This is a genomic window from Pseudomonas sp. 14P_5.3_Bac1, from assembly GCF_025466135.1.
In the GTDB taxonomy this organism is placed as follows: Bacteria; Pseudomonadota; Gammaproteobacteria; order Pseudomonadales; family Pseudomonadaceae; genus Aquipseudomonas.
This window is the reverse complement of sequence record NZ_JANLOF010000024.1, coordinates 1-23723: the sequence shown is the minus strand read 5'-3', so window position 1 is coordinate 23723 and position 23723 is coordinate 1. Positions and strand designations below refer to the sequence as shown.

At 61.4% G+C, this 23723-nt stretch carries 23 protein-coding genes; 6 read left to right on the top strand and 17 right to left on the bottom strand.

Going from position 1 to position 23723, the window contains the following annotated elements; translation table 11 throughout:
• The first annotated feature begins 100 nt into the window (after nucleotides 1-100).
• The 3 genes from NTD89_RS06300 (at nucleotide 101) to NTD89_RS06290 (ending at nucleotide 3099) form a co-directional block, all read left to right on the top strand.
• A complete protein-coding gene (locus tag NTD89_RS06300; RefSeq protein WP_262206758.1) occupies nucleotides 101-2029 on the top strand; it encodes an acetyl/propionyl/methylcrotonyl-CoA carboxylase subunit alpha in 1929 nt (642 codons plus the stop codon).
• Between the two features lie 66 nt (nucleotides 2030-2095).
• On the top strand, nucleotides 2096-2638 hold the full coding sequence (locus NTD89_RS06295) for an exonuclease domain-containing protein (protein ID WP_119742324.1): 543 nt from the start codon (nucleotides 2096-2098) through the stop codon (nucleotides 2636-2638).
• A gap of 179 nt (nucleotides 2639-2817) precedes the next feature.
• Nucleotides 2818-3099, top strand: coding sequence for a pyrimidine/purine nucleoside phosphorylase (locus tag NTD89_RS06290; protein WP_106576484.1), 282 nt, complete (start codon nucleotides 2818-2820; stop codon nucleotides 3097-3099).
• Nucleotides 3100-3163: 64 nt separating this feature from the next.
• Here the strand turns inward: NTD89_RS06290 and NTD89_RS06285 are convergent, their stop codons facing one another.
• Entirely contained in the window at nucleotides 3164-3970 is an 807-nt protein-coding gene (locus NTD89_RS06285) for an MOSC domain-containing protein (protein ID WP_262206757.1), read from the bottom strand.
• 335 nt (nucleotides 3971-4305) lie between these two features.
• Nucleotides 4306-5241: a chemotaxis protein CheV gene (locus tag NTD89_RS06280; RefSeq protein ID WP_017134971.1), complete on the bottom strand. Its 936-nt coding sequence runs from the start codon at nucleotides 5239-5241 to the stop codon at nucleotides 4306-4308.
• A gap of 606 nt (nucleotides 5242-5847) precedes the next feature.
• On the opposite strand from NTD89_RS06280, the gene NTD89_RS06275 reads away from it, so the two are divergent.
• The 3 genes from NTD89_RS06275 to NTD89_RS06265 all read left to right on the top strand — a co-directional run bounded on the left by NTD89_RS06275 (nucleotide 5848) and on the right by NTD89_RS06265 (nucleotide 8198).
• On the top strand, nucleotides 5848-6297 hold the full coding sequence (locus tag NTD89_RS06275; RefSeq protein ID WP_178119654.1) for a hypothetical protein: 450 nt from the start codon (nucleotides 5848-5850) through the stop codon (nucleotides 6295-6297).
• A 351-nt stretch (nucleotides 6298-6648) separates the two neighbouring features.
• Nucleotides 6649-7542, top strand: coding sequence for a sensor histidine kinase (locus tag NTD89_RS06270; RefSeq protein ID WP_242195596.1), 894 nt, complete (start codon nucleotides 6649-6651; stop codon nucleotides 7540-7542).
• Nucleotides 7539-8198: a response regulator transcription factor gene (locus tag NTD89_RS06265; RefSeq protein ID WP_242195599.1), complete on the top strand. Its 660-nt coding sequence runs from the start codon at nucleotides 7539-7541 to the stop codon at nucleotides 8196-8198. Before NTD89_RS06270 ends, NTD89_RS06265 begins: the two co-directional genes overlap by 4 nt.
• On the opposite strand, the gene yegS is transcribed toward NTD89_RS06265, so the two are convergent.
• From yegS to flhA, 15 genes are all read right to left on the bottom strand, one after another.
• On the bottom strand, nucleotides 8157-9077 hold the full coding sequence (gene yegS, locus NTD89_RS06260) for a lipid kinase YegS (RefSeq protein WP_106576480.1): 921 nt from the start codon (nucleotides 9075-9077) through the stop codon (nucleotides 8157-8159). The genes NTD89_RS06265 and yegS overlap by 42 nt on opposite strands.
• Before the next feature lie 366 nt (nucleotides 9078-9443).
• Nucleotides 9444-9836 carry a DUF2802 domain-containing protein gene (locus tag NTD89_RS06255; protein ID WP_145158849.1) on the bottom strand — a complete coding sequence of 131 codons (393 nt, stop codon included), beginning with the start codon at nucleotides 9834-9836 and terminating at the stop codon, nucleotides 9444-9446.
• Nucleotides 9837-10322 (bottom strand): chemotaxis protein CheW, encoded by a 486-nt coding sequence (locus NTD89_RS06250; RefSeq protein WP_106576477.1) that lies wholly within the window; start codon nucleotides 10320-10322, stop codon nucleotides 9837-9839.
• A gap of 79 nt (nucleotides 10323-10401) precedes the next feature.
• Complete coding sequence (locus NTD89_RS06245; RefSeq protein WP_262206756.1) at nucleotides 10402-11196, bottom strand: CheW domain-containing protein; 795 nt, start codon at nucleotides 11194-11196, stop codon at nucleotides 10402-10404.
• Nucleotides 11196-11984 (bottom strand): ParA family protein, encoded by a 789-nt coding sequence (locus tag NTD89_RS06240; RefSeq protein ID WP_014719332.1) that lies wholly within the window; start codon nucleotides 11982-11984, stop codon nucleotides 11196-11198. Before NTD89_RS06240 ends, NTD89_RS06245 begins: the two co-directional genes overlap by 1 nt.
• Before the next feature lie 50 nt (nucleotides 11985-12034).
• On the bottom strand, nucleotides 12035-12922 hold the full coding sequence (gene motD, locus NTD89_RS06235; RefSeq protein ID WP_145158853.1) for a flagellar motor protein MotD: 888 nt from the start codon (nucleotides 12920-12922) through the stop codon (nucleotides 12035-12037).
• A 28-nt stretch (nucleotides 12923-12950) separates the two neighbouring features.
• Entirely contained in the window at nucleotides 12951-13691 is a 741-nt protein-coding gene (locus NTD89_RS06230; protein ID WP_005790033.1) for a flagellar motor protein, read from the bottom strand.
• Nucleotides 13691-14812: a chemotaxis response regulator protein-glutamate methylesterase gene (locus tag NTD89_RS06225; protein WP_262206755.1), complete on the bottom strand. Its 1122-nt coding sequence runs from the start codon at nucleotides 14810-14812 to the stop codon at nucleotides 13691-13693. Before NTD89_RS06225 ends, NTD89_RS06230 begins: the two co-directional genes overlap by 1 nt.
• 49 nt (nucleotides 14813-14861) lie before the next feature.
• Nucleotides 14862-17075 (bottom strand): chemotaxis protein CheA, encoded by a 2214-nt coding sequence (locus tag NTD89_RS06220; RefSeq protein WP_262206754.1) that lies wholly within the window; start codon nucleotides 17073-17075, stop codon nucleotides 14862-14864.
• A gap of 11 nt (nucleotides 17076-17086) precedes the next feature.
• Nucleotides 17087-17875 carry a protein phosphatase CheZ gene (locus NTD89_RS06215; RefSeq protein WP_145158861.1) on the bottom strand — a complete coding sequence of 263 codons (789 nt, stop codon included), beginning with the start codon at nucleotides 17873-17875 and terminating at the stop codon, nucleotides 17087-17089.
• Nucleotides 17876-17893: 18 nt separating this feature from the next.
• The gene (locus NTD89_RS06210) at nucleotides 17894-18268 is read right to left on the bottom strand and encodes a chemotaxis response regulator CheY (protein ID WP_005790040.1); all 375 of its coding nucleotides are present in this window, start codon (nucleotides 18266-18268) and stop codon (nucleotides 17894-17896) included.
• Nucleotides 18269-18436: 168 nt separating this feature from the next.
• Nucleotides 18437-19177 carry an RNA polymerase sigma factor FliA gene (gene fliA, locus NTD89_RS06205; RefSeq protein WP_016973417.1) on the bottom strand — a complete coding sequence of 247 codons (741 nt, stop codon included), beginning with the start codon at nucleotides 19175-19177 and terminating at the stop codon, nucleotides 18437-18439.
• Nucleotides 19174-20007: a flagellar synthesis regulator FleN gene (gene fleN, locus NTD89_RS06200; RefSeq protein WP_003192912.1), complete on the bottom strand. Its 834-nt coding sequence runs from the start codon at nucleotides 20005-20007 to the stop codon at nucleotides 19174-19176. Before fleN ends, fliA begins: the two co-directional genes overlap by 4 nt.
• 106 nt (nucleotides 20008-20113) lie before the next feature.
• Complete coding sequence (flhF, locus tag NTD89_RS06195; protein ID WP_262206753.1) at nucleotides 20114-21430, bottom strand: flagellar biosynthesis protein FlhF; 1317 nt, start codon at nucleotides 21428-21430, stop codon at nucleotides 20114-20116.
• A gap of 11 nt (nucleotides 21431-21441) precedes the next feature.
• Complete coding sequence (gene flhA / locus NTD89_RS06190; RefSeq protein WP_145159571.1) at nucleotides 21442-23556, bottom strand: flagellar biosynthesis protein FlhA; 2115 nt, start codon at nucleotides 23554-23556, stop codon at nucleotides 21442-21444.
• Nucleotides 23557-23723 lie beyond the last annotated feature (167 nt).

Below are 23723 nucleotides of genomic sequence, written 5' to 3'. Positions count from 1 at the left end.
CAGGCAAGCCAGCTCCCACCGTTGAAATGCCTTTCAAGGTGGGAGCTGGCTTGCCTGCGATGGGGCCAGAACAAACACCCGATTACCCAGGGATAAACCAATGCCCCCATTCAGCAAAATCCTGATCGCCAACCGCGGCGAAATTGCCTGTCGCATCCAGCGCACCGCGCAGGCCCTGGGCTACCGCACCGTGGCGGTCTACAGCGATGCCGACGCCCAGGCCCTGCACGTGCAGATGGCCGACGAAGCCGTCAACATCGGCCCGGCGCCCGTCCAGCAGTCGTACCTCAACATCGCCGCCATTCTCAACGCAGCCAACATCACGGGCGCCGACGCCATCCACCCCGGCTATGGCTTTCTCTCCGAAAACGCCGACTTCGCCCGCGCCTGCCAACACGCGAACATCACCTTCATCGGCCCAAGCGTTGAGGCCATCGAACTGATGGGCAGCAAGCGCCTGTCCAAACTGGCCATGCTCGAGGCTGGCGTGCCGTGCATACCCGGTTACCAAGGCAACCGCCAAGACGACGCCAGCCTGCAAGAGCAAGCCAAGCGCATTGGCTACCCCCTGATGATCAAGGCCAGCGCCGGCGGCGGCGGGCGCGGCATGCGCCTGGTGCACGACGCCAGCCAACTGCTCGACGCACTGCGCACCGCCCGCTCGGAAGCGATGAACGCCTTTGGCAGCGACGAACTGATCCTCGAGCGCGCGCTGATCGACCCGCGCCATGTCGAAATTCAACTGTTCGGCGACAGCCACGGCCAGCTCATCTACCTGGGCGAACGCGATTGCTCGATCCAGCGCCGCCACCAGAAAGTCATCGAGGAAGCCCCCTGCCCTGTGATGACCCCGCAACTGCGCCACGCCATGGGCGAAGCTGCGCTGAAGGCCGGGCGGGCGGTCAATTACGTGGGCGCCGGTACCGTGGAATTCCTGCTCGACCGCGACGGCCAATTCTATTTCCTGGAAATGAACACGCGCCTGCAAGTGGAGCACCCCGTTACCGAGCTGATCACCGGCCTCGACCTGGTGGCCTGGCAACTGCAAATCGCCGCCGGTGAACCGCTGCCACTCACACAGGCCGACGTGACCCTCAGCGGCCACGCCCTGGAAGTGCGCCTGTACGCCGAAGACCCGGCCCAGGGCTTTGTGCCGCAAACCGGTGACGTGCTGCGCTGGGAGCCTGCCGTCGGCGTGCGGACCGACCACGGCGTACTCGAAGGCCAGCGCATCAGCCCGTTCTACGACGCCATGCTCGGCAAGATCATCGCGCACGGCGCCACCCGTGAAGAAGCCCGGCGCAAACTGCTGCGAGCAGTCCAAGACACGGTATTGCTGGGCGTAACGACCAACCAGCGATTGCTCGCCGATCTGCTTGAACACCCGGACTTTATCGCCGGCGATTTCAGCACCGGATTCATCGCCGCGCACTTCAGCGAAATTCCCCGCCAGGCAGCCACGAATGAACAGATCGCCCTGGCCGCCGTGCTGTTTTATCAACACAGCGCCGGTACCTACTCCCCAGGTTTAACGGGCTGGCGCAACAACGCCAGCGTGCCTTGGACTTATCGGCTGGATATTAACGACGCACCCCGCGAGGTCGCCGTTAGCGTTTTGCACGCCAACCACCTGCAGGCCAACGGCATCGACATTCGCAACCTCAGTACCGACGGCCGTCGGGCCACGCTGGAGATCAACGGCGTGCGCCGCCGCGTCGCCTATCACCTCGACGATACCCAGCTCTGGCTGCCCGGCGTGCGGGTGATCAACCGTACCCAGCAGGTTGCCAGCCGCCAGGCCGATGCCGGCAGCGGCACCGTCAAGGCGCCGATGGACGGTGCCATTGTCGATATTCGGGTCAGCGCCGGTCAGCGTGTCAGCCAGGGCCAGCTGCTGCTGGTGCTCGAAGCGATGAAGATGGAGCATCCGCTGACGGCCGGCATCGACGGCGTGATCAAAAGCGTGCAGGTGATTGCAGGCGCTCAGGTGCGCAACCGCCAGGTTTTACTGGAGATCGAAAAGCCCTAGGCGGAACTACAAGGCCCGGCTACGCTCTATCCCCATCAGGAAGGGACGAGTACGGGAACCTGCGCGATGCCTCATTGGCTGATTATTGACCTTGAAGCCACAACGGATGAAGGCGGCTGGCCCGTGACGGAGATGGAAGTCATCGAGATCGGCGCGAGCCTGGTGAACCGCCAAGGCCGTGAACTGGATCACTTCCAGCGCTTTGTGCGGCCGCTGCGTCGGCCGTTGCTGACGCCGTTCTGCCGACAGCTCACCCACATCACCCAGGCCAACATCGACGCCGCGGCACCGATGACCGACGTGTGGCCACTCTTCGAACGCTGGCTGGGCCAACATCACACGCGCCTGGAAGGCTGGGCCAGCTGGGGCGACTACGATCGCAAGCAGCTTGAACTCGAATGGCAACGCCATGGCCTGGCCAGCGCGCTCGCACAAACGCCGCATGTGAACCTCAAGCAGCGCTTTGCCAAGGCCCGGCGCCTGGATAAGCCGCTGGGTCTCAACGGCGCGCTGCAATTGGCGGGGATGCAGTTTCAGGGTCAGCAACACCGGGCGCTGGAAGATGCACGCAACACCGCGCGCCTGCTGCCATTGATTTTGCCGGTCTAGGCAGCGCGCAAAGGCTTGGGCATACTGGCCGGCCTTTTCCAATATCCTGCTGTTCTGTAGGAGCCGGCGTGCCGGTAATGGCGTGCGCCTGAGCGAAGCCAGGCCCAAGGGCCTTATCGCCGGCAAGCGCACGTCCATACGGAGCAGCAAGCCTTAATCCACTTTTCGAGGATTCACCCATGTTTAAAGTCAACGAATACTTCGACGGCACCGTCAAGTCGATCGCTTTCGGCACCGCAGAAGGTCCGGCGACCATCGGCGTAATGGCACCGGGTGAATACGAATTCGGCACCGCCCAGCGTGAAATCATGCACGTGGTGTCCGGCGCCCTAACCGTGAAACTGCCAGACGCCGACTGGGAAACCTTCGCTGCCGGCAGCCAGTTCAACGTACCGGCCAACAGCAAGTTCCAGCTGAAGGTCGCGGTAGACACTGCTTACCTGTGCGAATACCGCGGCTAAGGGTTGCACCGGTCAAAAAAATGCCCGTCTCGCAGGAGACGGGCATTTTTTATGCGCGAACGTGTTACTCGATGACGGTCACCGGCATGCCCACTTCCAGACGGCCCAAGTCATCGTTGACCAGGTTCTGGCCGAACAGGGCGCCGTGTTCCGTCTTGCGATAGGCATCGAGCGTGGCGAAGGGTTCGCGATCGGCACTGCGTTCGCCGGTCGCGGGGTCGATCGTGGTGAGGATGCAACGTGCGCAGGGCTTGACCACTCGGAACTCAACGTCGCCGATACGCAGGCGCTTCCAGCCGTCTTCGGCGTACGCTTGACTGCCTTCGATCACCAGATTGGGACGAAAACGCAGCATTTCCATAGGCCGGCCGACCTGCCGGGAAAGGTCGTCCACGGACGCCTGGCCGATCAACAACAGCGGGTAGCCGTCGGCAAACGCCACTTGGTCGTTATCTTTGCCGAAACCGGCCTCGGTGGTGCGTGCACGGGCCAGTGGCATCTGCACCAGCCGCGTGGCTTTGCCGATAAAATCACTGACCCAGGCCGCCGCCGCATCGCCGGCATCCGGCACACGCAGGGTATCGCGCCAGATCGTCACCCCGCGCAGTTCGGCGTCGCTGCCGGGCAAGGCCACCTCCAGCGGCGCCATGCCTGGCGTGCTCAAGGTCAAGCCACCGGCGCTGTTCCACAACGCCGACAACTGGCTCATCTTCGCCACCGCCCGCTGCGTCAGAAATCGCCCGCTGGCTGCGTCCACCAACATCCAGCGTCGATCCCCGTCCAGCCCGAGTTGATCCAGACCGACCTGCTGCAAGGTTTCGGCCTTGCCGGACTTCAAGGGATAACGGTACAACGCGCTGAGACGAAGCATGAGCCTGCGTTCCTGAGGGGACAAAGCGCCACCCTATAGCAGGCAGCCCCCGGAATCAAAGGACGACGCCCCCACAGCCAACAAGCAGGTGCAACGCGCAGACTCAGCGTGCCACCCAGACTTACCCTGGCGCGCGGGCCTACCGTGGCGAGCGGACTTACTGTGGCGAGCGGGCTTGCCCCGCTTTGGGCTGCGAAGCAGCCCCACAACCAGACGCCGCAGTTCTACTGAGACACCGCAGCGTCCTTACGGGGCCGCTGCGCAGCCCAACGCAGGGCAAGCCTGCTCGCCACAAAGAGCCAACTCACCCAACTACAGCTTCCCCTTAAAGACATTCAGGCCGGCACTTCATCCAGCATCAGGCGTTGGCGCACCACATCCACCAGCTTGTCGGGCTGGAATTTGGACAGGAAGTTATCGCAACCGACCTTTTTCACCATCGAGTCGTTGAAGCTGCCCGACAGCGAGGTGTGCAGCACCACGTAAAGCCCACGCAGGCGCGGATCGTTGCGGATTTCAGTGGTCAGGCGGTAGCCGTCCATCTCCGGCATTTCGGCGTCGGTAAAGATCATCAGCAGTTTGTCGGTCATCACCTGGCCGCTGTCGGCCCACGCCTTGAGCATGTTCAGCGCCTTGAGGCCATCACTGGCGATGTGCATTTTCACCCCAAGCTGGCCAAGGGTATCGCGCAGTTGCGACAGGGCCACATTGGAGTCGTCCACCAGTAGCACTTCGCGGCCACGGGCGCGCTCCAGCACCGGGTCTTCGAGTTTCTCGCGGGAGACCTTGGCGTTGTACGGCACGATTTCGGCGAGAACTTTTTCCACGTCGATGATTTCCACCAACTGGTCATCGACCTTGCTGATGGCGGTGAGGTAATGCTGGCGACCGGCGCTGGCCGGTGGCGGCAGGATGGCTTCCCAGTTCATGTTGACGATGCGGTCCACACCGCCCACCAGGAACGCCTGCACCGAGCGGTTGTACTCGGTGACGATAATCGTGCTGTTGGGCCCCGGCACCAGCGGACGCATGCCAATCGCCTGCGACAGGTCGATCACCGGCAGGGTCTGGCCGCGCAGGTTGACCACGCCACACACAAACGGATGACGCTGGGGCATCAGGGTCAGCTTGGGCAACTGCAGGACTTCCTGCACCTTGAACACGTTGATCGCGAACAGCTGCCGCCCGGCCAGGCGAAACATGAGAATCTCCAGGCGATTCTCACCCACCAGTTGCGTGCGTTGATCTACCGTGTCGAGAATGCCGGCCATTAAAAGCTCCTGATGTGGTGTGTGTGCGGCTGGTTCAGCGGGTCGGGTATCGCGACCCTGCCGACCAACGCGCCGTCTTTGAATTCTTCGCGAGCATGCTTGCGTCTATGCTCGTTATCGGCGGCGATCGCCAGAGCTTGACCCCGGTAAAATGCCACGTAAATTCATTGATGTCACACTGACATCATGGTTTACTGCAACGGCCTCTTCAAATGGCACTGCAGCAACGTCGCGCGACCTTCAAATCGACGTGAGGTTCCGCTGCGTAAGGGAATCCCCTATACACAATCAGGCCCAACCTGATATTCGCGATATCTAATAGCCATTAATGTGACGCCATTCTCATTGCATGAATGGAGTCAGGCTTTTGTTTGCCATCCCAAGCCCTCGGCCCACGGGTCTTTCAGAGATTGCCGTGGCGGCATCCAAAGTTGTGCAAGCGACCCGAATGACCAGGGCCACTCTCGGCTACCGTGATCATTCTAATAACGGTCCTACTCGAATTTCGGAAGCGGGCTACAGATTTCAGTCATATTTCAGCGGTAGGTTTACGCCATTCACCCGGTGCGGCATCTCATCACCCGAGCTTATGTTGCGGAGACATGCATGATGAATAACGCAAACGAATGGCAAACTGCACTTCCCGAATTCTTGCTTGAGGCCGAGATGCTCCTGGCCAAGTCGCAAGAGTGCTTGAACCACTTGCACCTGATTCGCAACGACAGCGATGCCATCGACTGCATGAAAATCAGTTTGAGCAAGCTGGCTGAAAAGGCCGAAGGCCTGGCCCTGCAGGCGATCAGCGAATTCTCTCGGCATATTCAAAACCTGATTGCCAATGCCGCCTGCCCCATGGAACTGCATGACCAGGCGCTGAAGGCCTTGCATGACTGCCTGACATTACTGGCCTGGCAACTGGAGTTGATCGACACCCGCACCGGCGAACTGGCCCTGGATGAAAGCGAGCAAACTAAATTGATTGCGACAGTCACCTTGCAGATCCCGCAAAAAAACTTCGGTTATAAACCGCAGCAACGCTTACATCACACCTCATGAAGGGGTAAGAGGTCGTATTTAATCAGTGAGTTATCTAATAACGACAGCAACATATCAATTAGCCATCAGCGCTATAACTCTGCACACCCACTTCATTAATACAACGGCCTGCTGTTTCAACTCCGGGACCCTCTAACGCGCAGACTAGGGCCCTGAGTATTTATGCGTGGTTGTTAACCCCTCAGGCGAGTCGCCAGGCGACCAACGGTAATAGTGGTGGTACTATGCCCCGCTCGAAGTGAATCAACTTCATGATGTATAAAAGATGTTTCGGCACCGCATATCAAACAAAGCCCCGTCAGCCGCCGTGACCGGTCTTCCCGCAGCGAACCTTCATTGGCTCCATCCGCTATGTACGCCAGCTTAAAGTCACTCATCGCAAGATCCGTGTCCCGCAGCAATGCCCGCCGCATCGTTCTCGCCCTGTGCCTTTGCTCATTGCTGGTCAGCCTGTGGGCCTATGCCCGTTCCGCGCCGTTGCCGTTATTGATCCCTTTGCTCAACCTGGCCACGTTGCTGGTGGTGGGCGTGCAACAGTGGCGCTCGCGCAAATCGATAAAATTTCAGCCGCAGGAATTGGCCGATCGCTTGCTGCAAGTACAGGAAAACGAACGGCATCGCCTCAGCCGCGAATTGCATGACGACATCGGCCAGTTGCTCACCGCCGCCAAGCTGCAAAGCGAATGGCTCAAGCGCCGCTTGCCGCCAGACCTGCAAAGCCAGTGCACGGTGCTGTGCAACACCTTGAATGAAACCCTGGCCAAAGTGCGCGACGTCTCGGCCATTCTCAACCCCAGGCAGCTGGCCAGCCTGGGCTTGGAAGCCAGCCTGCGCGCGCACCTGCTCAAGACCCTGGAAAACACCCCGGTGCACTGGAGCCTGGAATGCCAGCAACGGCTGACCGGTATTCCCGAAGAGATGGCCGTGGCGGCCTTTCGGATCACCCAGGAAGCGGTGACCAACATGCTTCGCCATGCCCAGGCGCACAACTTGCTGGTGCGCCTGCAACGCCTGCCCGAAGGCCTGTCGCTGATGATCTGCGATGACGGCCAGGGCTTCTCGCCTGCCATCAACCCCGGCCTGGAAGGCCAACGGGGCATGGCCGGCATGTCCGAGCGGATAGATCAGTTAGGGGGCACTTTGTCCGTCAACAGCCAGCCTGGCAAAGGGACCCGGATCGACGCACTTTTCCCCTGGGCGCCGCGCGCCCTCGAACGGGCCAGTTCCCCTAAGGTTCTCGAGTGACCTGCAATTTACTCCTGGTGGATGACCACGCACTGATTCGGGCCGGCGTACGCGCGCTGATCCAGGATATTCCCGGCTACACCGTGATCGGTGAAGCCAATGATGGTGCGCAGTTACTGGAAAAATTCAGCGCACTGCAGCCGGATATCGTGCTGCTGGACCTGTCGATGAAGCACGTCGGTGGCCTGGACGCATTGCAGCAACTCAAGGCGGCCTACCCCAAAAGCAAAGTGCTGATCCTGTCGATGCACACCGACCCGGAGCTGATCATGCGGGCGCTGGAGTCCGGCGCCCATGGCTACCTGCTCAAGGACACCACCGCCAACGAGCTGGAACACGCCCTGCTCGCCTTGCGCAACAACGAACGCTACCTGAGCCCGGCGATTGCCCACACCGTGATCAATCAGGCGCTGATCCGCAGCCAGGGGCCGACGTCCCCCGTCGCCCACAGCCACAACCTCACGGCGCGCCAGCTGGAAATCCTGCGCCTGATCGTGCGCGGCAAATCCACCCGGGAGATCGCTCACGGCCTGGGCCTGAGCATCAAGACCGTGGAGGCGCATCGCTCGCAAATCATGAAGCGCCTGCAGATATTCGACGTGGCGGGCCTGGTGCTATTCGCCGTTCGCGAGCAGATCATCAGCCTGGACGATTAGCGGCGAATTCAGCGGCAGGTGCACACGCAAGGCCTTGGGCAGTGCAGAGAACCGCAGGTCATCGCCTTTTAACGGTTCACCGTCCAGGTTGATGTACAGCCCTTCGGCCACCTTGATCTCGACCCACGGCAGGCGCGCGCGCACAAACATGTTGTCCAGGCCCCAGCCGTCGCTCATCAGGGTCATCAGCGTGCCAACCACCTCCTGAGGTGCCGGCAGAATGCTGATATCCAGCAAGCCGTCGTCGGCCAACGCGCCAGGGCACAGCACATGCCCGCCGCCCGCTTGGCGACCGTTGCCGATCCCCAGCGCGAGCAGGTCGCCCTTCCAATGGAAGCCCGGCCCTTCCAGCTCGCCATAGGCGGCCTTCAGTTCACTGAAACGCGTCAACCCGGTGAACAGGTAGGCCGCGCCGCCGAGGACTTTTTTCAGGTCTTCGGAGGTGTTGGCCGTGACCTGGCTGCCAAACCCGCCGGTGGCCATATTGAGGAACATTTGCCCGCCAGCCTGGCCGAGGTCGATGGCCCTGGGCGGTACGTCCAGCAGCGCCAGCGCGTGCGCAGGCTGCAGCGGAACGCCGGCGGCGCGGGCAAAATCATTGGCGGTGCCCAACGGCATCAGCACCAGGCTGGCGTCGGTCTTGGCCAGCGCCATGGCTTCGGCCACATCGCGCAAAGTGCCGTCGCCACCGCCGGCGATCAGGTGGGTATAGCCGTCGGCCAGGGCCTCATTGACGATGCGCTGGGCGTCGCCACCCTCCCAAGTGACCCGCACCGCCAGCTCCCAGCCCTGCTCACGACGGGCCTGCACGGCGGCGCGCACATCCTCGTTGAGGGCTTGCTTGCCGTGCAGGATCAACAGTGCCTTGGGGGTGGTCATGCGGGGATTCTCCTGGGTTCAAAGGTGCTTGAAGGATGTGGACATTGGCCGGAGAGAAAAAAGCCATCGGGGACGCAAATTTATTGGCCGCCTGGAAGTTATCCATCGCCTTGCACATCGATACCTTGCCGTTGGGCACAGGTTCTACGGCATCCCATCGCTTGCCGTCGGCAGACAGCTCATGCAACTGGATTGAACAGTCGGCGTAAATGCTCGCCTGCACCCTGTAATCCGTCCCAGGCCGAGGCGCAAATGTCAGGCGGCACCTATCGAGTGCGCCTGGTGTACCGAGGTGTCCGCATCGCAGGCAAGCCAGCTCCCACAGGAAAGCCAGCCCGCAACGTCGGACAGGTGCAGCAACCTACGTCAGCTTTTGTGCAACTTACTCATCAATTGCGCTTCAGCCTGGGTCAAGCCACACGACTGCGTCAGCTCATCCACGGTCGCGCCCATGCCCACCAGCTTCGCCGCCTGGGCGAACGACAGGCTCGAAGGGTCGCGTTGTTCGATCTGCGCCAGCTTGTCCGGCAGCGGCCCGAGAATCGCGCGCAGTTCATGCACCTCGTCCCCGACCTTTACCGCAGTCTGCTGGAAGTGATCCACGCGCTTGACCAGGTCAAGAATGCGCCGGTCACGCACGGCATCGCGCTCGGCCTGTTGCTGGGCCAATTCGCGTTGCTGGCGCATATAGCGCAGCAGGAACGCCACGGTCCCGGCCCACAACAGGGCCAGGACAATCACCGCCGCTTCAAAAAACAATCAGATGTTCTCCAGGTCCTGCCATTCTTCTTCGCTCATCATCTTGTCCAGCTCAACCAGAATCAGCAGCTCGCCGTTCTTGTTGCACACGCCCTGGATGAACTTGGCCGATTCTTCGTTGCCCACGTTCGGCGCGGTTTCCACTTCCGATTGGCGCAGGTAAACCACTTCGGCCACGCTGTCGACCATGATCCCGACCACTTGCTTGTCGGCTTCGATGATGACGATACGCGTGTTGTCGTTAACCTCGGTCGGCACCAGGCCAAAACGCTGGCGGGTGTCGATCACGGTCACCACGTTGCCGCGCAGGTTGATGATGCCCAGCACGTAGCTCGGCGCACCCGGTACCGGCGCGATCTCGGTGTAGCGCAACACTTCCTGCACGCGCATCACGTTGATGCCGTAGGACTCGTTGTCCAGTTTGAAGGTTACCCATTGCAGGATTGGATCATCGACCAAACCTTGTGCGGATGCTGACTTGTTCATTCCTCGGACCCCTTCAAATACCGTTTTCACGGCGTATGTACTTCGCTGACCGCACTTGCATGCGGGCCTTATTGTTCAATCAACTGCGTTTGTTCTGTGGCATCGCTTTTACCGCGCCGCTGGCGATCAACTCAGCCAGCTCGGCGACATCGAGCAACGCGCACATGTGTTCAATCACGGTGCCGGCCAACCACGGCCGCTGGCCCCGGTGGCTGCGCCATTTGATTTCATTCGGGTCCAGGCGCAACGAGCGGCTGACCTGATGCACCGCCAGTCCCCACTCGTAGCCCTGCACCGAAATCACGTACTGCAAACCCTGGCGGAAGTCATCGCGGTAACGGTCGGGCATGACCCAGCGTGCGGTGTCCAGCACCTTGAGGTTGCCGGCCTGGCTTGGCAGGATGCCGAGAAACCACTCCGGTTGCCCGAACAGCGGCGTCAGCTCCTGGCCTTCCAGCGAATAGATCGAGCCCAGGCACACCAGCGGCACCGCCAGGGTCAACCCGGCGACGTCGAACAACAGGCATTCGAACGGCTCGGCGGCCCACACCGGGCGACCATCCGCGGTGACTGGCGGCGGCGTGATGCTCGGCGGCAGGTGGACTTCCACCACCGGCTCGACCACCACGGGCGCCACGACCGTCGGCGCAATCGGCTCTAACGGCTCAACCACAGGCACGAGGTATGCATCGCGGGCTTGTTCTTCGAGCACTGCCAACTGGAACTCATCCAGCGTGCTTTCGGCTTCTACAACCGGTTCAAGCAGCAGAATCGGTTCCGGCAGTTGCTCTTCGGTCGCGTCCTGCAGCAGGGCATCCAGGTAGGATTCCAGCGCCAGTTGCGGCCGGGTCTTGAATTCAACGGGACGGTTCATCACGCCACCTGCGCCACAAGCTGTTGCGACAGCAAATGCTTGAGCAACGCGCGGTACGCCAGCACGCCACGGCTTTTGCCATCGAACTGCGAAGGCGTCAGGCCTGCGCGGCTGGCGTCACGCAGGCGCGTGTCGACCGGGATGTAGCCGTTCCAGATGGTGTCCGGGTAGGCATCGCGCAATACCCGCAAGGTGCCAAGGGACGCCTGGGTACGACGGTCGAACAACGTCGGCACGATGCTGAACGGCAGCGCCTGCTTGCGCGAACGGTTAATCATCGCCAGCGTGCTGACCATGCGCTCCAGGCCTTTGACCGCCAGGTGCTCGGTCTGCACCGGGATCACCAACTGCTGGCTGGCCGCCAAGGCGTTGACCATCAGCACGCCCAGCAGCGGCGGGCTGTCGATGATCGCGTAGTCGAAGTCCTGCCACAGCTGCGCCAGGGTCTTGGCGATCACCAGGCCCAAACCGCTCTGCCCCGGCGACTGACGCTCCAGGGTCGCCAGCGCAGTGCTGGAGGGCAGCAGGGAAATGCTTTCGTTACTGGTGGGCAGCAGCAATTGCCCCGGCAAGTCGGCAGGCACGCTGCCTTTGTGCAGGAACAGGTCGTAGCAGCTGTGTTCCAGCGCATCCGGGTCGTAGCCGAAATAGCTGGTCATCGAGCCATGCGGGTCGAGGTCGACCACGACCACACGCTTGCCCGCCTCGGCCAGCAAGCCGGCTAAAGCGATGGAGGTGGTGGTCTTGCCGACTCCACCCTTTTGATTGGCAACTGCCCAGACTCTCATTCGGTTGGTTCCTCCCGGCAGGCGATGGCGCGACCGAGACATTGCATAAGTTATTGAGCCGGTGACGGAGAATTGACGGCGCTCTGACGAACCGACGGCTTAACGGTTGGCGTAGCAGTTTGTGTGCCAGCCCGCTTCAGTGCCGCATCCGGTGTTGCATTGGCCGTGCCGGTGCCGGTCAGGCTGCGGCGTACATCCAGGTTGCGCGACACCACCAGCACCACGCGACGGTTGCGCGCGCGGCCTTCGGCGGTGGCGTTATTGGCCACCGGCTGGAATTCGCCGTAGCCCACCGACGCCAGCCGACCAGGGTTCACGCCCTGCATCGCGAGCATGCGCACGATGCTTGCGGCGCGCGCCGACGACAGTTCCCAGTTGGTCGGGTACTGCGCGGTCGCAATCGGGAAGTTGTCGGTAAAGCCTTCCACGTGGATCGGGTTTTCAAACGGTTTGAGGATCGCCGCCACCTTGTCGATGATGGTGAACGCCTGGTCGCTCGGCATCGCATCGGCGCTGGCGAACAGCAGGCTGGAATTCAATTCGATTTCCACCCACAACTCGTTGCCGCGCACAGTCATCTGGTTGGATTTGATCAGGTCGCCAAACGCAGCGCTGATGTCGTCGGCAATGCTTTTGAGCGGGTCACTGGTGCCACCGATGCCGGCGGCGGTTTCGTCGCTGTCGTTGACCAGCGGCTTGGCCGGGGTCACGGTCTTGGGCCGCTCTTCGCCAATGGGGATCGGCTTGAGGGCACGGTCGGCGTCGTTGAACACGCCGATCAGCGCCTGGGAAATGACTTTGTACTTGCCTTCGTTGATCGACGAGATGGAGTACATCACCACAAAAAACGCGAACAGCAAGGTAATGAAGTCGGCGTAGGACACCAGCCAGCGTTCATGGTTGACGTGCTCTTCAGGCTCGCGGCGGCGACGGCTCACAAACTCCCTCCTACACAAAGCATGCCCATCAATCCATGAAGCCCTGAAGCTTCAATTCGATGGAGCGCGGGTTTTCACCCTCGGCAATCGACAAGATGCCTTCCAGCAACATTTCGCGGTAACGCGACTGGCGCATGGCAATCGACTTGAGCTTGCTCGCCACCGGCAGCAACACCAGGTTGGCACTCGCCACGCCGTAGATGGTGGCGACAAACGCCACGGCAATGCCGCTGCCCAGCTGCGACGGGTCGGCCAGGTTGCCCATCACGTGGATCAAGCCCATCACCGCACCGATGATGCCGATGGTCGGCGCGTAGCCGCCCATGCTTTCAAAGACTTTGGCGGCGTTGATGTCGCGGCTTTCCTGGGTGTAGAAATCCACCTCGAGGATGCTGCGAATCGCCTCCGGTTCGGCGCCATCAACCAGCAATTGCAGGCCTTTGCGCGCGTAGCTGTCGGGCTCGGCATCGGCCACGCCTTCCAGGCCCAGCAGGCCTTCCTTGCGGGCGGTGAGGCTCCAGTTGACCACGCGATCGATGCCGCCGGGCAGGTCGACGCGTGGCGGGAAAATGATCCACACCAGAATCTGCATGGCGCGCTTGAAGGAACTCAGGGGCGATTGCAGCAACGCGGCGCCCACGGTGCCGCCGATCACGATCAGTGCCGCCGGGCCGTTGGCCAAGGCGCCAAGGTGGCCGCCTTCAAGGTAGTTGCCGCCGATAATCGCGACAAACGCCATGGTAATGCCAATCAGGCTCAAGACATCCATCAGAGGCAGGCCTCCACCAGGTGCTTGCCGATGTCGTCCAGGCTGTAGACGGCGTCGGCCAGGTCAGCCTTGACGATGGCCATGGGCATGCCATAGATCACGCAGCTGGCTTCGTCCTGGGCCCAAATGGCGCTGCCGCCCTGCTTGAGCAGGCGCGCGCCTTCACGGCCGTCGGCGCCCATGCCGGTGAGCACCACCGCCAGAACTTTGTCGCCGTAGGACTTGGCCGCCGAGCCGAAGGTGATGTCCACGCACGGCTTGTAGTTAAGGCGCTCATCGCCCGGCAGGATTTTGATCGCGCCACGGCCATCGACCATCATCTGCTTGCCGCCCGGGGCCAGCAGCGCCAGGCCAGGACGCAGGATGTCGCCATCCTCGGCTTCCTTGACGCTGATGCGGCACAGCTTGTCCAGGCGCTCGGCGAACGCTTTGGTAAAGGCAGCCGGCATGTGCTGGATCAGCACGATCGGCGCAGGGAAGTTGGCCGGCAGTTGGGTCAATACCCGCTGCAAGGCCACCGGGCCGCCGGTAGAGGTGCCGATAGCGACAAGCTTGTAGGCTTTGCGCTTGGGCGCAGGCGAATGCACGCTCGGTGCAGCGGCGCGCACCGGCGCCGCCGCAGGGCGTGCCACGGGCGCAGGTGCCGGGCGCGCAAACGACGACGTCGGCGCAGCAGGCGCTGCCACCGGGGCCGGCGCCGGCGCACTGGACAGGCTGCGACGGTTACTGCGCGAAATGCTGTGCACCTTCTCGCACAGCATCTGCTTGACCTTCTCGGGGTTGCGCGAGATGTCTTCGAAATTCTTCGGCAGGAAGTCCACGGCCCCCGCGTCCAGCGCATCCAGGGTGACCCGGGCGCCTTCGTGCGTGAGCGAGGAGAACATCAACACCGGAGTCGGGCAGCGCTGCATGATGTGCCGAACAGCCGTGATGCCATCCATCATCGGCATCTCGTAGTCCATGGTGATCACGTCCGGCTTCAACGCAATGGCTTGATCAATCGCTTCTTTGCCGTTGGTGGCCGTGCCGACCACCTGGATCGTTGGATCGGCGGAAAGAATTTCCGAGACGCGGCGGCGGAAGAAACCCGAATCGTCCACCACCAGGACCTTGACTGCCATAAACACTCCGTTAGGCGGGGCGGGCATTACCGCCCAAGCCCCACCAGAATCAAATACGCCGTGCGGCGTAACGCTTGAGCATGCTCGGAACATCGAGAATCAGCGCGATCCGACCGTCACCGGTGATGGTCGCACCCGACATGCCCGGGGTTCCCTGCAGCATTTTGCCCAACGGCTTGATGACCACTTCTTCCTGACCAACCAGTTGATCGACCACAAAGCCGATGCGCTGGGTGCCCACGGACAAGATCACCACATGGCCTTCGCGCTGCTCTTCATGCTTGGCCGAAGCCACCAGCCAGCGCTTGAGGTAGAACAGCGGCAACGCCTTGTCGCGCACGATCACCACTTCCTGGCCGTCCACCACGTTGGTGCGCGACAGATCGAGGTGGAAGATCTCGTTGACGTTGACCAGCGGAAAGGCGAACGCCTGGTTGCCCAGCATCACCATCAGGGTCGGCATGATCGCCAGGGTCAACGGCACCTTGATGACGATCTTCGAGCCTTGGCCCTTGGTCGAGTAAATGTTGATCGAGCCATTGAGCTGGCTGATCTTGGTCTTCACCACGTCCATGCCCACGCCACGGCCGGACACGTCGGAAATCTCGGTCTTGGTCGAGAAGCCCGGGGCGAAGATCAGGTTGTAGCACTCGGTGTCGGTCAGGCGGTCGGCGGCGTCCTTGTCCATCACGCCACGCTTGACCGCGATATTGCGCAGAATCGTCGGGTCCATGCCTTTGCCGTCATCGGTGATCGACAGCAGGATATGGTCGCCTTCTTGCTCGGCCGCCAGAATCACCTTGCCGTTGCGGGACTTGCCCGAGGCTTCGCGTTCTTCCGGGGTTTCGACGCCATGGTCGACGGCGTTGCGCACCAAGTGGACCAGCGGATCGGCCAGGGCCTCGACCAGGTTTTTGTCGAGGTCGGTTTCTTCGCCCACCAGTTCCAGGTTGATTTCTTTCTTGAGCTGGCGCGCCAGGTCGCGAACCAGGCGCGGGAAGCGGCCGAAGACTTTCTTGATCGGCTGCATCCGCGTTTTCATCACGGCGGTCTGCAAGTCAGCGGTGACCACGTCGAGGTTCGACACGGCCTTCTGCATGGCTTCATCACCGCTGTTCAGGCCCAGGCGCACCAGACGGTTACGCACCAGCACCAGTTCGCCGACCATGTTCATGATGTCGTCCAGGCGTGCGGTATCAACCCGTACGGTGGTTTCGGCTTCACTGGCAGGCTTCTCGGCCACTGGCGCCGCACCAGCCCGTGCAGGCGCCGGGGCGGCTGCGGGGGCTGAAGCGGGTTTAGCGGCGGCCGGTGCGGCGGCTTTGGCTGGCGCGGGTTTCGCCGCTACCGGGGTGGCGGTCGCCGCGGCGGCCGGGGCCACTTCGGTGAACTTGCCTTTGCCGTGCAATTCATCCAGCAAGGCTTCGAATTCGTGATCGGAGATCAGCCCGTCGCCAGCCGGTTCTGCCGGTTCTGCCGTGGCGGCAGGCGCGGCGGCGGTGGCGGCGACTTCCGGCAAGGCTTCGGCCGCAAAGGTGCCTTTGCCATGCAACTGGTCGAGCAACGCTTCGAATTCGTCGTCGGTAATGTCGGTGTTGGCAGACGCCGCCGGTGCTTGCGGCGCAGCGGCAGGTGCCACGGCGTCGGCGGCGAACTGGCCTTTGCCATGCAATTGGTCGAGCAGCGATTCGAACTCGGCGTCGGTAATGTCTTCGCTGGTCGGCGCTGCAGGCGCAGTGGGCGCTTGCGGTGCTTCAGCTTCGGCCTTCACCGCACTGAGGGAGTTGAGCAACTGCTCAAACTCGCTGTCGGTCACATCCGGCTCAGCCTCGACAACCGGCTCAGGCGCCGCTGCCACAGGTGCCGCCGACGTGGCCGGTTCTGCCAGGCGTGCCAGGGCCGCCAGCAGTTCCGGCGTGGCCGCAGTGATCGGTGCACGTTCGCGCACTTCGCTGAACATGCCGTTGACCGCATCCAGTGCTTCGAGAATCACGTCCATCAGTTCCGAGTCGACGTGCCGCTCACCCTTGCGCAGGATGTCGAACACGTTCTCGGCGATGTGACAGCACTCCACCAGCTCATGGAGCTGGAGGAAGCCGGCGCCCCCTTTTACAGTGTGAAAACCGCGAAAAATTGCATTGAGCAGGTTCGCATCATCCGGTCGGCTTTCCAGCTCGACCAGTTGCTCGGACAGTTGCTCTAAAATTTCGCCGGCCTCTACAAGGAAATCCTGAAGGATTTCTTCATCGGCGCCGAAGCTCATGTGGGTGCTCCTTAGAAGCCTAAACTGGATAACAGGTCATCTACGTCATCCTGACCTGACATAACGTCTTCACGTTTATCGGCATGAATCTGCGGACCTTCACCCTTGGCGAGATGTTTTTTTGGATCTTTTTCCGAGAGGATCGCTTCGCGGTCATGTTCGATGCCGGCAAAACGGTCTACCTGGCCGGCCATGAGCACCAGTTTGAGCAGGTTGCTTTCCACTTCGGTGACCAATTGGGTCACGCGCTTGATCACCTGACCGGTGAGGTCCTGGTAATCCTGGGCCAGCAGAATGTCATTGAGGTTGCTGGAAACCGTGCGGTTTTCCTGCTCGCTGCGTGACAGAAAAGCGTCAACCCGACGTGCCAATTCACGAAACTCTTCAGCCCCCACTTCACGACGCATGAAGCGGCCCCAGTCAACGCTGAGCGCCTGAGCGTCGGTGGCCATGCCATTGACCAGCGGCGTGGCGTTTTCCACCAGGTCCATGGTGCGGTTGGCCGCCGCCTCAGTCAGCCTGACCACATAGGACAGGCGTTCGGTGGCATCGGTGATTTGCGAAATTTCTTCGGCCTGGGGCATGTGCGGGTCAATCTGAAAATTGACGATCGCACTGTGCAGCTCGCGCGTGAGCTTGCCCACTTCCTGATACAGGCCGCGGTCACGGGTCTGGTTAAGCTCATGGATCAACTGCACCGCGTCGCCGAAGTGGCCTTTTTCAAGGCTTTCGACCAACTGGTGAGCATGCTTTTTCAGGGTCGACTCAAAGTCTCCCTGTGACGTTTCTTTATGCTCCATAGCTCCCCCGTGGCAGCATCAATGACCGATGCGTTCGAAGATTTTTTCAATCTTCTCTTTCAAGGCCAGTGCAGTGAATGGCTTGACCACGTAGCCGTTTACCCCGGCTTGGGCGGCTTCGATGATCTGTTCACGCTTGGCTTCGGCGGTCACCATCAACACAGGCAGGCTGCGCAGTTTTTCATCGGCGCGCACGTGACGCAGCAGGTCGATACCGGTCATGCCCGGCATGTTCCAGTCGGTTACCAGAAAGTCGATGCTCCCGCTGTTGAGGATCGGAATCGCCGTAATGCCGTCATCCGCCTCGACCGTGTTGGTGAACCCAAGGTCACGCAACAGGTTTTTTATGATCCGCCGCATCGTTGAGAAGTCATCAACGATGAGGATTTTCATGTTCTTGTCCAATTCGACCTCCAAGCAGTCTTAAACGCGCCCAGCACCTGGACGCGCCATTTCAATCAACAGGCGTTACACAAAAAGGACTGCCCAGGGCACCACGGTACGAACCCGCGAAGGCATGAAGCCTTCGCGGTAGCGTCTGCAGTGTCCCCACACTGCCTGTCAGCGCGCGCGCCACTCTCCCAATCGCCCCCGCAAGCGGGCTGCGCACTGGCTGTGCAACTGGCTGACACGCGATTCGCTGACCCCCAGGACCTCACCGATTTCCTTGAGGTTCAGCTCTTCGTCGTAGTACAGCGCCAACACCAGTCGCTCACGCTCCGGCAAATTGGCAATCGCTTCCGCCAGCGCGCCCTGGAAACGTTCGTCCTCCAGGTCGCGTGACGGTTCGAGATGAGCACTCGCGCCGTCCTCGTGCAGCCCTTCGTGTTCGCCGTCCTGCAACAGGTCGTCGAAACTGAACAGGCGGCTGCCCAAGGTATCGTTCAAAATCCCGTAGTAATCGTCGAGACTCAATTGGAGTTCGGCCGCAACTTCATGATCTTTAGCGTCACGACCGGTTTTTGCTTCAATTGCGCGAATTGCGTCACTGACCATGCGCGTATTGCGGTGTACCGAACGCGGCGCCCAATCCCCTTTACGCACTTCATCGAGCATCGCGCCACGGATACGGATACCCGCATACGTCTCGAAACTCGCGCCTTTGCTCGCGTCGTATTTGGTCGACACTTCGAGCAGACCGATCATGCCGGCCTGGATCAGGTCTTCGACCTGCACGCTGGCCGGCAGGCGTGCCAGCAAGTGATAGGCAATGCGCTTGACCAGGGGCGCATAGCGCTCGATCAATTCGCCCTGGCTGTCACGCGCCGACTTTTTGTAAAGGTTGTAGCCGCTGGATGTCATAGCACAGGTCCCGCGCTCGTCTGATGCACCAATCGCTCGACGAAAAACTCCAGATGCCCCCGAGGGTTGGCGGGCAACGGCCAAGTATCGACCTTCTGGGCAATAGCCTTGAACGCCAGTGCGCACTTCGAACGAGGGAACGCTTCGTAGACCGCACGCTGCTTTTGCACAGCCTTGCGTACACACTCGTCATAGGGAACTGCGCCTACGTATTGTAAGGCGACATCCAGGAAGCGATCCGTGACCTTGGTCAACTTGGCGAACAGGTTGCGTCCTTCCTGCGGGCTTTGGGCCATGTTGGCCAGCACGCGGAAGCGGTTCATGCCGTAGTCACGGTTAAGCAGTTTGATGAGGGCGTAGGCGTCGGTGATCGAGGTGGGTTCGTCGCAGACCACCAGCAGCACTTCCTGGGCGGCGCGCACGAAGCTGACCACGGACTCGCCGATGCCGGCGGCGGTGTCGATCACCAGCACGTCGAGGTTGTCGCCGATATCGCTGAACGCCTGGATCAGGCCGGCGTGCTGCGCCGGGCTCAGGTGCACCATACTCTGGGTGCCCGAGGCGGCCGGCACGATGCGAATGCCACCGGGGCCTTGCAGCAGCACATCGCGCAGCTCGCAGCGGCCCTCGATCACATCGGCAAGGGTGTGTTTGGGTGTCAGCCCCAGCAGAACGTCGACGTTCGCCAGGCCCAGGTCAGCATCCAGCAGCATGACGCGACGGCCAAGCTCTGCCAGGGCCAGGGACAAATTCACTGACACGTTAGTTTTCCCGACGCCACCTTTGCCGCCGGTCACCGCGATCACCTGTACGGGATGCATGCTGCCCATTTTATTTCTTTACCTTGTCTTGCTTAGACGCAGGCTACATGGCTTGGCCGCGTGAATCGCTTGCAGACCATCGATGTAGATACATTTCATGGTGTTCATCCTGGCCTTAACCGACCCGCTTGGCGGGGTTGTGGTAAAGGTCGGCGAACATATCGGCCATCGCTTCCTCGCTAGGCTCTTCTTGCATTTGCACACTGACAGCACGGCTGACCAACTGATGACGGCGCGGCAGATGAAGATCATCCGGGATCCGCGGCCCGTCGGTCAGGTAGGCGACCGGTAATTCATGACTGATGGCCAGGCTCAGCACTTCACCCAGGCTCGCGGTTTCATCGAGCTTGGTGAGGATGCAACCGGCCAGGCCGCAACGCTTGTAGCTGTGATATGCAGCGGTAAGAACCTGTTTCTGGCTGGTGGTTGCAAGCACCAGGTAATTTTTTGACTTGATGCCACGCCCGGCCAGGCTTTCGAGCTGCATGCGCAGCGCCGGGTCACTGGCTTGCAGGCCAGCGGTGTCGATCAGCACCACGCGCTTGCGCAGCAGCGGGTCGAGGGCGTTTGCCAGCGACTGGCCCGGGTCAACGTGGGTCACCGTCACATTGAGGATGCGGCCCAGGGTCTTGAGCTGCTCCTGGGCGCCAATGCGGTAGCTGTCCATGCTCACCAGCGCGATATTCTGCGCGCCGTACTTGAGCACATAACGCGCTGCCAGCTTGGCCAGGGTGGTGGTCTTGCCCATGCCGGCCGGGCCGACCATGGCAATCACACCGCCCTCTTCCAGGGGTTCGATTTCCGGCGTCACGATCATGCGTGCCAAGTGCGCCAGCAACATGCGCCAGGCCTGGCGTGGTTCTTCAACTTCGGCGGTCAGCGCCAGCAGGTCGCGGGACAACGGGCCAGACAGACCGATGCGTTGCAGGCGACGCCACAGGTTGGCTTGTTGCGGTTTGCTGCCTTGCAACTGGTTCCACGCCAGCGAGCCCAGCTGCACTTCGAGCAGCTCACGCAGGCCGTTGAGCTCAAAGCGCATCGAGTCGAACACGCGCTGGTCGACTGCGGCAGCCGGGGCCGGCGCTGCAGGACGTGGCGGTTCTTTGAATGTCGGTTCAAACAGCGGCTCGGCAGCGGTCAGCGGCAGGCCGGCGAACAACTGGCGGTTGGTGCTGGCATCGCTGTCGCCACGCATGCTCAATTCAGCCTGGGCCGAGACAATCCGCGAGGCCATCTTGCGCAGCTCGTCTTCGAGCTCCATGTTCGGCACACGCGGCGCCAGCGCCGAGGGGGTGTAATCCAGGGCAGCCGTCAGCTCGACACCGCCGGCAATACGACGGTTTCCGATAATCGCGGCATCGGCGCCCAGCTCATCACGTACCAGTTTCATGGCCTGACGCATATCGGCGGCGAAAAAACGCTTAACTTGCATAACCCACTACCTCAGCCGTTGGGCCCTACTGTCGCGACAATAGTCACTTGCTTGTTGTCAGGAATTTCCTGATAAGCCAAAACGTGCAAATTCGGCACTGCCAGACGTCCAAACCGCGACAACATCGCGCGGACCGGGCCCGCCACCAGCAGAATTACCGGGTGACCCGCCATTTCCTGGCGCTGCGCGGCTTCAATCAAAGAACGCTGCAGTTTTTCCGCCATGCTTGGCTCCAGCAGAACGCCCTCTTCCTGGCCTTGTCCCGCCTTCTGAATACTATTGAGCAATATTTGTTCCAACCTTGGCTCCAAGGTGATCACAGGCAGCTCAGACTCAATCCCTACAATGCTTTGCACGATTGCACGGGACAATCCGACCCGCACCGCCGCCACCAGCGCGGCGGTATCTTGACTCTTGGCGGCGTTGTTCGCGATGGCCTCGGCGATGCTGCGAATGTCGCGCACCGGCACCTGTTCGGCGAGCAAGGCCTGCAATACCTTGAGCAATTGCGACAGAGAGAGCACGCCCGGCACCAGTTCTTCGGCCAGTTTTGGCGAGGCTTTGGCCAGCAAACCCATCAATTGCTGGACTTCCTCGTGGCCGATCAGCTCGTGGGAGTGCTTGTACAGGATCTGATTGAGGTGCGTGGCGACCACCGTACTGGCGTCTACCACGGTGTAACCCAGCGATTGCGCCTGGCTGCGCTGGCTGACTTCGATCCACACCGCTTCCAGGCCAAAAGCCGGATCTTTGGCGGTTATGCCGTTGAGCGTGCCGAACACCTGGCCGGGGTTGATCGCCAGTTCGCGGTCGGGGTAAATCTCGGCTTCGGCGAGGATCACGCCCATCAGGGTCAGGCGGTAGGCGCTGGGGGCCAGGTCGAGGTTGTCGCGGATGTGCACGGTCGGCATCAGGAAGCCCAGGTCCTGGGACAGCTTCTTGCGCACGCCCTTGATCCGCGCCAGCAATTGGCCGCCCTGGTTGCGGTCCACCAGCGGAATCAGGCGGTAGCCGACTTCCAGGCCGATCATGTCGATCGGGGTCACGTCATCCCAGCCAAGCTCCTTGGTTTCCTGGGCGCGGGCCGGCGACGGCAGCAGGTCCTGCTGGCGGGCGATTTCCTGCTGGGCCTGCACCTTGACCTGGTTTTGCTTGCGCCAGAACAGGTACGCACCGCCGGCGGCCATGGCCGCCATGCTCAGGAACGAGATGTGCGGCATGCCCGGCACGATGCCCATGATCGCCATGATGCCAGCGGCCACGGCCAGCGCCTTGGGCGAGGCAAACATCTGGCGGCTGATCTGCTTGCCCATGTCTTCGGAGCCCGAAGCACGGGTCACCATGATCGCGGCGGCTGTGGATAACAACAGTGATGGCAATTGCGCCACTAAACCGTCACCGATGGTCAGCAAGGCGTAGACCTTGCCCGCATCGCCGAAGGTCATGCCGTGCTGGAAGATACCAACCGCCATGCCGCCGATCAGGTTGATGAACAGAATCAACAGGCCGGCGATGGCGTCACCGCGCACGAACTTGCTCGCACCGTCCATGGAACCGTAGAACTCGGCTTCCTGGGCCACTTCCAGACGGCGGGCCTTGGCCTGGCCCTGGTCGATCAGGCCGGCGTTGAGGTCGGCGTCGATCGCCATTTGTTTGCCGGGCATGGCGTCGAGGGTAAAGCGCGCGCTCACCTCGGAGATCCGCCCGGCGCCCTTGGTCACCACCACGAAGTTGATGATCATCAGGATCGCGAACACCACGATACCGACCACGTAGTTACCGCCGATCACCACTTCACCGAACGCCTGGATCACCTTACCGGCGGCGGCGTGGCCGTCCTGGCCGTGGAGCATCACCACCCGCGTGGACGCCACGTTCAGCGCCAGGCGCAGCAGGGTCGCGATCAGCAGGATGGTAGGAAATACCGCGAAATCCAGCGGCCGCAGGGCGTACACGCAGACCAGCAGCACGACGACGGACAGGGCAATGTTGAAGGTAAAAAACACGTCGAGCAGGAACGGCGGCATCGGCAACATCATCATTGCCAGCATCACCAGCAACAACAACGGCACACCCAGGTTGCCCCGCGACAGATCAGTCAGGGTGCCACGGGCCGTGTTGAGCATTTGAGAGCGATCTACCACCGGTATTCCTCGTGTTCCTTGAAGCAAAGTTTTGACGCTGAAGCGCGTCCTGGAGGCGGTATTGCAAGAAGCCTTCCAACTTTTGCATTCCAGCTTGAATCCCTTTACCCACGGGGTCGCTGGCTGACAAGAACGTCGAGTGCGAACCG